The 8,760-nt window shown below is 59.3% G+C and carries 7 protein-coding genes and 1 pseudogene; 4 read left to right on the top strand and 4 right to left on the bottom strand.

Annotated features, from left to right (window positions below):
• Window positions 1–210, bottom strand: a pseudogene (locus B097_RS13690) (IS256 family transposase); the annotation flags it as partial.
• Between B097_RS13690 and B097_RS12485 the strand changes: the two are divergent.
• The 3 genes from B097_RS12485 to B097_RS0104390 all read left to right on the top strand — a co-directional run bounded on the left by B097_RS12485 (window position 136) and on the right by B097_RS0104390 (window position 2,682).
• Window positions 136–537, top strand: coding sequence for an ATP-binding cassette domain-containing protein (locus B097_RS12485; protein WP_280523389.1), 402 nt, complete (start codon window positions 136–138; stop codon window positions 535–537). The pseudogene B097_RS13690 and the gene B097_RS12485 overlap by 75 nt on opposite strands.
• Before the next feature lie 147 nt (window positions 538–684).
• On the top strand, window positions 685–1,164 hold the full coding sequence (locus B097_RS0104395) for a hypothetical protein (RefSeq protein ID WP_147287136.1): 480 nt from the start codon (window positions 685–687) through the stop codon (window positions 1,162–1,164).
• A 102-nt stretch (window positions 1,165–1,266) separates the two neighbouring features.
• Window positions 1,267–2,682, top strand: a complete 1,416-nt coding sequence (locus B097_RS0104390) for a hypothetical protein (protein WP_018581329.1) — start codon at window positions 1,267–1,269, stop codon at window positions 2,680–2,682.
• A gap of 13 nt (window positions 2,683–2,695) precedes the next feature.
• Here B097_RS0104390 and B097_RS0104385 read toward each other — a convergent pair whose 3' ends face one another.
• Window positions 2,696–5,242: a DEAD/DEAH box helicase gene (locus B097_RS0104385; RefSeq protein ID WP_026254302.1), complete on the bottom strand. Its 2,547-nt coding sequence runs from the start codon at window positions 5,240–5,242 to the stop codon at window positions 2,696–2,698.
• A gap of 35 nt (window positions 5,243–5,277) precedes the next feature.
• Window positions 5,278–6,351 (bottom strand): PAC2 family protein, encoded by a 1,074-nt coding sequence (locus B097_RS0104380; RefSeq protein ID WP_018581327.1) that lies wholly within the window; start codon window positions 6,349–6,351, stop codon window positions 5,278–5,280.
• A gap of 246 nt (window positions 6,352–6,597) precedes the next feature.
• Here B097_RS0104380 and B097_RS0104370 point away from each other — a divergent pair, with 246 nt between their 5' ends.
• Window positions 6,598–7,722, top strand: coding sequence for a DUF4192 domain-containing protein (locus tag B097_RS0104370; RefSeq protein ID WP_081618003.1), 1,125 nt, complete (start codon window positions 6,598–6,600; stop codon window positions 7,720–7,722).
• 18 nt (window positions 7,723–7,740) lie between these two features.
• Here the strand turns inward: B097_RS0104370 and galE are convergent, their stop codons facing one another.
• On the bottom strand, window positions 7,741–8,736 hold the full coding sequence (gene galE / locus B097_RS0104365) for a UDP-glucose 4-epimerase GalE (RefSeq protein ID WP_018581324.1): 996 nt from the start codon (window positions 8,734–8,736) through the stop codon (window positions 7,741–7,743).
• Window positions 8,737–8,760 lie beyond the last annotated feature (24 nt).

The raw sequence follows: 8,760 nt of genomic DNA, 5'->3' as shown, positions 1-8,760 counted from the left end.
GTGCTGGTAGCCGAGGTGGGCATCCATCTCGGCGTTGAGGCCCCGGTTGATCGAGGCCTGGAGCAGGCCCCGGACGAGATCGTTGGCATCCGTGGTGGAGGTGCCGAGCTCGTCGATCAGCTTCGCCATCTCAGGATTGGCGAGGAGCTTTTCCTCGATCGCTTTGATCTTTGCGGAGTCCTCTGGGTTTCGTCGTGCCACGGTAGTCATTCTGGTTCATCTCCTTGGTGTGAGGGGAATCCCTCACACACAAACCATCTGACACCCTCATTGGAGGAAGTGGGTCTTAGCGGGACGGAGAAACGGACGGTCAGTGAACTTTCAGGCGGCGAGCAACAGCGCATTGCGTTGACCCGACTGATTATCACGGAACCGAAGATTGTGCTGGCCGACGAGCCAACGGGCGCTCTCGATGACACGAATTCTCAGATCGTCTTGATGAACTTGCGCCGATTCGCGGAAAACGGTGCTGTCGTTGTGGTGGCCACCCATTCCGCATACATAGCTGAAAATGTTGACGAGGTTGTGAAGCTTTAGTCCGGCAGACAGATATTGCTGTGCGCTCGTCCAGCACCGCGAGTCCGTCGGCTGCGACTAATCCGACAGGATTCCCATGAGAGACTCGCGTCTCCCTCGTGTGCTCTGTATTACACTCGACGGGACAAGGAGTAAAGGAGAGCCCGCATGAGCACGAGAGACATGACAGCTCCGGAAGCACGTGAGCTGGTCGAGGAGGCCAAAACTGTTGTCGGCGGGCTCATGCGCAGCCAGAAGCAACGGGTCGCCCGCGAAAGCGCAGAAATGTATGCCTCCTTGGTGCGCGGTGAGGACAAGTTCCACCACCAGGCACGCTTGGCCCTACACGTGCTGTGGCTGGCCGTGCTGCGCAAGCAACACCGCTACGCTGACACCGAGCGGCCCCTGGAGTTTCTCGTGGACGCGGGATACTTTGACTACGCTCTGGTAGACGGGATCAACATGTCGGACCACTACCTGGCTGACATGCTCGAGGCGCACGGCGAGTTCGAGAAGGCTGCTGGCCATCGGGAGGCTTTTGCAGCCCAAGCCCAGCAGCGCTTCGGTGCTGAATCTGAACGCACCCGCATGTCGGCACTTCGTGCAGAAGCAACGCGTGCGCGCGCCGACGCGGCTACCCGCTCCTGAGACTGCAGCACTTGGCGAGACAACTTGGTGTTTTCACGCTACGGTTCTACATGGACACGAAATAACGTCCATCGAAAACATCGGGGACATATCGGGGGATACATGTCATCAGACAACCTAGCTTTAGTTTCTTTAGATCCGTGGCGCAGCTACAAGGGAGCTTTCGAGGTCGGCGGGGATCCAAACAAAGTCCGTAGCACTAGCGATAACTGGGAGAACTACGCCAACGCAATCGGTGCTGTCATCGAGGCTCTTAGCAGCGCGGATGTGTCTTTTTATCGCGGCGATGGGGGTTACCTGTTTAGGAAGTTGATTCACGTTTTCTATCCGAAGCACTTCAAAGTAGTGGAGTCGGCTCACCGTCGCGTCGCGGGAATCGTCGATAATTACGCCACCGACCTTATCACCGCGCGCCACGAATTGAGCACGCTTTCCGACGAGGCCCACGCTCAGTGGAAAAGCGCCATCCAGTGGGAAGATGATGGCCTTGACCTGGCGAAGAGGCACAACTGGGCGATAAATAATGGGGACCCAGACACGGCCAGGCGCTATCGTGCTGACTACGACATAGCTTTAAGGAAAAACCACCGCGCAGCTGCTGGTTTCGAGAACACCTTGGCAGAAGCCGACAAGGTCGTCGAATGGCTAAGACAAAGAGTCGCTTTTCACGTGCGTGCTGTCAATGAGGTTCCCATCAGCTACGCAGATACTGATGCGGGTGCGCGGAACTTCGCCGAGGAGCTTCCCGACGACTACCAGGGCAGCGTGCCACAGGAGCTCGATGTAGAAGTTGACGCATTGGCCGAATTCCGCACCACACTCATGGAGATTGCCGGTAGTGCCCGCGCCGCGCGTGGTGATCTGGCTGCCTTAGCGGGCTACGATGACCGCTCAGGTGGAAATCTCTATGGTGTTACCGAGGAATTCCGCGCTCTCTGGGACAATGAGACAGCGTTGCTGGCACAGAAACTGGAATTCACTGGGGGCTTGTGCAGGTATTGGGCGAAGGAGATTCGCTATGGCGACCAATCCATGGGAGTGCAGCTGGTCTCTTCCATGGAGGACGCCGGTGCCACTGAATCGATGATCGCTCTGAGTGTGTTTGCAACCGAATTTTATTACAGCATGGCCAGAGACGTGTTGGAAACTTCCCTCGAATCCGATGAGCTTGCCACCAGAATTGCTGGACAGGTGGGGCTCGGTGGATTGAATCTTTTGGCGACGCCAGCTGCGACGGTGATGGGAGTCTATACCGACGTGAAAACCGGGGTGGATCGAGACATCTCCCTGATGTCTGCCGGTGCCGGTGCAGCTGCCAGTTTCGGGCTGGGCCGCGGGGCTAAGGTTGCGCAGGCCGGGGCTCGGGGCGTGAAGAACGCAGCAGCCCGCGGGGCAGTCAAACACGGCAGCGAAGCCACGGCCACCACAGTAAGTGACATCGCCGACGTGAAAGGGCATACTGCCGAGAAACTGGAAGAAGGTCGCTACGGCGGGGGACTTAAGAACGTGGCCCCATAAGCGGCCGGCTCGCTTAGACCTGCTTCATCTCAAGGTGGCTCAGGCGTACCTCGCCGGCGGCGTCGGAGGCATCCAAGTCAACGACTCCGTGGAGCTGGAAGGAGTTATCACCCTCTGGGTCTTGCAGGATCTGGCGCACATCCCAGCTGCGTCCTGAGGTGTCGCCGAGGCTGAAGAACTCCTTGCCGCGGGCTTCTTGATCAGTGCCGATGTCGTCATATTCATCGAAGTAATCGTCCATGGCGGCACCCCAATCCGGTTTGTCGTCACGGTCCAAATAGTCCAGCATGTCGGCCAGGCGGTCTTCCTTCTCATAGGCGAAGAGTTCGACAAGGCGGAAGAAGTAGTTGCGCACCATGATGGTGAACGCGCGGCGGTTCGCGGTCAACGCGGAAGGGTCCTCGACACCGAAGGCGAGCTCGCGTTCGACAGTGGCCTGGTCGACAGGTGTGTCTTCGTCCGCCATGTGAGCCCACTCGTCGATCAGCGAAGAGTCCACCTGGCGGATCAGCTCGCCGAGCCAGGTGATCACGTCGTCAAGCTCCTCGGTCATGTACTGCGCCGGCGCAGACTTCGACAGGGTCCGCCACGCATCAGTCAGGTAACGCAGCACAACACCCTCGCTGCGGGCCAGGCCGTACGTGGCGATGAGGTCCGAAAAGGTCATGGCGTGCTCAATCATGTCGCGCACAACGGACTTTGGCGACAGCTCAAATTCCTTGGCCCACGGGTTGCCCTCGCGGAAAGTCTCAAAGGCGTCGTCCAGCTCGTCCTTCAGCGGCATGGGGTAGGTGACCTCTTCCAAAAGCGCCATGCGCTCGGTGTAATCCACCCCCTCGGCCTTCAGCGCTGCCAATTCCTCGCCGCGTTCAGCTGATTGCTGCGCTTGGAGTAGCTGGCGTGGATCATCCAGAATGGCCTCAAACGTGGAGATCACATCCAGGGTGTACGTCTCCGATTCTGGGTCGAGCAGCGTCAGAAACGCTAAAGCGAAAGGGGACAGGGGTTGGTTAAGCGCGAAGTCGCGGTCCAGTTCTTCCACCAGCGTGTAGGGACGAGAAGCCAGCGAATCCGGCGTGCGCTCCACGATGCCGGCGTTGATCAGACCGCGGAAGAGCTCCACGGCGGTCAAAATGTCACGGTTTTGCTTTGAACGCGTGTCATGGTTGGTCCGCAGCAGGTGCTTCATGTGCTCATAACCGTCACCTGGGCGGGCAACAACGTTGAGCAGCATCGAGTTGGAGATCTTGAACTGGCTGGTCAATTCCTCAGGCTCCGCGACCGTTAACCGCTCAAAGGTGTTTTCTGACCACGAAATTTCGCCATCGCGTGGGGCCTTCTTGCGCAGCTTCCGCTTCTTCGCCGGGTCATCGCCGGCCTTGCGCCGCAGCTTCACGTTTTCAATTTCGTGTTCGGGCGCCTCGACGACGACGGTGCCCTCGGTGTCATAACCGGCGCGTCCCGCACGGCCCGCAATCTGGTGGAACTCGCGCGACTTCACGATGCGCTGGCGCACGCCGTCATACTTTGCCAGGCCCGTCATCAGCACGGTACGGATCGGCACATTGATGCCCACGCCCAAGGTGTCGGTACCACAGATGACCTTGAGCAACCCGGTCTGGGACAGCTTTTCGACGAGGCGCCGATACTTCGGCAACATGCCCGCATGGTGCACACCGATCCCACGCCGAACCAGCTTGGACAGAGTCTTGCCAAAAGTCGTCGTAAAGCGAAAATCACCGATCTCTGCGGCAATCTGCTGCTTCTCCTCCGGGGTCAGGATGCTACCCATGCTGGTCAAAGCCTGGGCGCGCTCGGTGGCCTCGCGTTGGGAGAAGTGCACCACATAGATCGGGGCCTTGCCATCTTTGAGCAATTCCTCAATGGTCTCGTGGATGGGGGTGAATACATAGTGGAAGTCCAGCGGTACCGGGCGTTCGGTGCCGGAGACCAAGGTGGTGGTCCGGCCGGTGCGCTCGGTTAAATCCTTCTCCAGCCGGGATGTGTCGCCTAGGGTGGCGGACATCAGCAAGAACTGGGCCTTCGGCAACTCCAACAGCGGGACCTGCCAGGCCCAACCGCGGTCCGGGTCAGAGTAGTAGTGGAACTCATCCATCACCACCTGGTCGATATTGGCGTGCTTGCCGTCGCGCAGCGCAATATTGGCGACGATCTCCGCCGTTGCAGCAATGATGGGCGCATTCCCGTTGACGGTGGCATCGCCCGTCATCATGCCAACGTTTTCCGCACCAAAAATCTCACACAGGGCGAAGAACTTCTCACTCACCAGCGCTTTAATGGGGGCGGTATAAAAGCTGCGCTGGCCGCGCGCCATCGCGATGAAGTGGGCGGCGTTGGCCACCATGGACTTACCGGATCCCGTGGGGGTAGCCAAGATAACGTTGTCTTCGGCTAGGACAGCAAGCGACGCTTCTTCCTGGGCGGGGTATAAAGTGATCCCGCGTTCGCGCGTCCAGGCAATGAAGGAATCCCAAATCGCCTCCTCGTAGAGGGACTCGGGTACATCGGACAAATCGGGCAGCATCTCGCTTAAGTTCACAGTTCTACCGTAGCGGAGATGCTGCCCGAGCAGTCCTAAACGTCATCCTCCGGGGCGTCAGGATCTTCAGGCGTGTCGGGTTCTTCGTCGTCACGCGCAGGCTCCCCGAAGTGGAAGAGTGGGGGAGCCTCAGGCAACTCATTGCGCGGCGCGTCGCGATCGTCGAGGGCCGCTAGGTAATTCTCGAAGGCTTGGCCAATCTCCTCACTGGAGGGGACCTGTGCCTCACCCGGCATCAGCACGTCGGGGTGGTGCTTGCGGTACTTTTCCAGCTCAGAGTCATAGTGCTCCTCCAGCTGGGACACCACGTGCATGATCTCCTCAGAGCCACCGACTTGCTCCGTCAGCTGGCGGGCAACCCGGGCCATGTCGTGCTCGAGGCTCTTCAACGGCAGATCAAGGCCCGAGGAGTCGCTGACGGACTGCAGCAGCTGGTACGTGGCCTCTGGGTACGGGGACTGCGCCAGATAATGCGGCACGTGAGCCGTGAACCCGGAGACCTTCCGGCCGCGCTTCAGCAATTCGCGCTCGATCATCAGCTGCGCAGCACCTGGAATATTCCACTTCGAGTTCAGGGTGAACATGCGGCTAATCACGGCTTCATCATTCCCGTGCGCAGACACCATCAGCGGGCGTGTGTGCGGAACTGCCATGGGCGCGCCATAGAGGCAGATCGTGCGCGAGACATCGAACTTGTCCGCGAGGTCCGCCACCGCCTCACTAAAGGCATTCCACCGCAAATCCGGCTCAGGCCCAGACAGCAGCAGGAAGGACTTTCCCTTCGTGTCGCGCAGCACGCGGATGTCTAAATCGAGCTTCTCAAAATGCGTGAGCTCATCATTGTCCATCATCACCGCCGGACGCCGCGCCCGGTAATCGATCAGCTCATCAGTATTAAATGTTGCGAGCTGCTTATTTTCTAAAGCCGCCTTCAGGTGCATCGCGGCGCTTTCAACGCCGTGACCCGCGTCGGCATAGCCCTGCATCGCCACCACCATGGTGGGGCCGGCTGGTTCGCCAGGCTCGGTGGATTCGCCGTGGGAACCCTCGCTAGTAATGGCGGGGGCGGGGTACTCCATTTCGTACATCTGCCGATTGTCATCAGCCATGGTGATCCTCCCTGATCCTAAAGTTCAATTCATTCTCATTATTTAAAGGTTGTACTAGTTACAACGATGTAGGACGGAGAATGATTCCCAAGCGGTAGCCCTACAGTATGCACGACAACTCCTCACCGCGCAGGGTTCGCTGTAACGGGGGTAGAAATCTGTGGATAACAATGTTGTTTTCCACAGGTTTCGGACATCAAGAAAAGTTGCCCAGCGCACCCCCGGCCACCGTCGGATGATCAGTCCATGACCAGTACACGAGATTTTCCATACTCATCCGATCTTACCGACCACCTCAACGCCCCAGGCGATCTCATGGCCGCAGTGCCAGGAGTTCTGGGCTTCTACCCACACGAATCCCTCATCATCGTCGGCCTGCACGCCGACCCAGGAACCCATGAACTATGCCTCGGCCCTGTCATGCGCGCCGACTTGCCACACTGGGCCGAGATCACCTCTGGCTTCACCACACCGACGATGGCCGCCTGCGACGTCTACTTCGCCTTCATCATCACCCGATCACCCGACACCCCCACAGTCCGCGAACTCGTCGACACCCTGTATTCGCTTCACGACGACACCGGCGACGCACTTATCGACGCCTGCTGGGTCCTCTCTGAAATCGCGACCGGAAGCCACTACGAACTGTCCTTTGGCTCTGTACCTGCCGCCTGGGAAAGCGGGGCAGTACCCTGCATCGCCCTATCGCCTGCCATGCAGCCACTATTGGACAATGGCGGACTGCCCGCGCTGTCCAGAGACGACACCGTAGAATTCTTCGCACGAATCGCGCTTGACGGCGACACCCGCGACACCATCGACGGGGCAACACAATTGGCCTACCACCGCGGCCAAGACCTCCACGAGCGCATCGAAAGGTGCCTCCCAGGGCCTGCAGAAGCCGTCGCCGACGCCGACAGGGCACTAACCAACGCGCCCGCTCTGCCGCTTGTCGCTCCCTATGACGAAGCGTTATCACTCAGCGCTGCGGGCGGGGAAGACAGCGATCCCATCGGTGATGACGTGATGGCTGTCATGACGTGCCTGTCTAGGTCGCGGCTACGTGATGCCATCGTGGCCACCGCCCTCGACGAACCCCAATGTGCCGCAACAATGCTGCTCTATATCGCACGAGTCACCTCGGGGGTGATTCGTGCCAACGCACTCAGCATCTGGGCGATCGTCGCAATCTCCACCGGCCTTAACTCCTGGGCCACGGCTGCGCTCAAAGCAGCTAGCGCCGAACTTGAAGGCCACGGACTCTCCACAGCATTACTCGAAGCGTTGACGCTCGGATGCTCTGACGGGTTGGTCATGGCTGTTCTTGCAGGAAGCGAGGAACAACGCGCCCAGCTCCGCGAACAGGTTTAAACCGGCGGCGGGGCTGAGCTAGTTACCGCCAACCCGCTTCGCCGAGTGCGCCTTGTCACCCAAGTGGGACGTAAACGCCCATGCGTCCTCGACGATACGCTGCAGATCCGTGCGAGTCGGGTTCCAGCCCAGCTCTGCCTTGATCTTCTCGCTGGAAGCAATCAAGGTTGCTGGGTCTCCGGCGCGCCGGGCAGCGACCTCAGCCGGAATCGGGTGGCCGGTGACCTCCCGGCAGGTCTCGATGACTTCGCGCACCGAGTAGCCATCGCCGGAGCCTAGGTTATAAATCCGGTGTTCGCCAGGCAGATTGGTTTCAAGGGCGAGTAGGTGAGCATCAGCAAGATCGCGGATATGAATATAGTCGCGCACCGCGGTGCCGTCCTTGGTCGGCCAATCATCGCCGAACATGTAAATCTTGTCGCGGTGCCCCAGCGCTACCTGCAGAACGAGGGGGATCAGGTGGGTTTCTACCTCGCGGTTCTCACCGATTGATCCGTAGGCACCCGCCACATTGAAATAGCGCAAACTGGTGGCAGCCATGCCGTGGGCCTGGCAATAAGAGGTGATCGCGTAGTCAATCGCCAATTTGGTTGCGCCGTAAGGGTTTGTTGGTGCGGTCGGCATGTCCTCGGTGATCGGGACAACCTCAGGCTCGCCATAGGTCGCCGCAGTCGAGGAGAACACGAGAGATGGAACGTGGTGGGCGCGCATTGCATCCAGCAACGCCAAGGTAGCCACCATGTTGTCCTGCCAGTACTCTTCAGGAATTTCCATGGATTCGCCGACCAGCGAACGAGCAGCAAAGTGCAGCACGCCGTCGAAACCGCCTTCGGCGAGCACGCCATCGACAGTGTCGAGCAGATCACCTTCGACGAATCGGGCACCGTCGACGACGGCCTCACGATTTCCCGTTGACAGATTGTCGAGCACAGTGACATCGTGACCTGCCTCAACTAAGACCGCAGTACACACACTGCCTACGTAGCCAGCTCCGCCAGTGACCAACAGTTTCATCGTTGACTCCATCCTGATAAGTAG

This window comes from Corynebacterium pilosum DSM 20521 = CIP 103422 (assembly GCF_000373805.1).
GTDB lineage: Bacteria > Actinomycetota > Actinomycetes > Mycobacteriales > Mycobacteriaceae > Corynebacterium > Corynebacterium pilosum.
This window is presented reverse-complemented; position numbering and strand designations above follow the sequence as displayed.

Bases quoted from the DNA above. Each gene is read 5' to 3' on its own strand.
- B097_RS0104380 (WP_018581327.1), bottom strand. From the start codon at position 6,351: ATGGCTGATGACAATCGGCAGATGTACGAAATGGAGTACCCCGCCCCC.
- galE (WP_018581324.1), bottom strand. From the start codon at position 8,736: ATGAAACTGTTGGTCACTGGCGGAGCTGGCTACGTAGGCAGTGTGTGT.
- B097_RS0104390 (WP_018581329.1), top strand. From the start codon at position 1,267: ATGTCATCAGACAACCTAGCTTTAGTTTCTTTAGATCCGTGGCGCAGC.
- B097_RS0104370 (WP_081618003.1), top strand. From the start codon at position 6,598: ATGACCAGTACACGAGATTTTCCATACTCATCCGATCTTACCGACCAC.
- B097_RS0104395 (WP_147287136.1), top strand. From the start codon at position 685: ATGAGCACGAGAGACATGACAGCTCCGGAAGCACGTGAGCTGGTCGAG.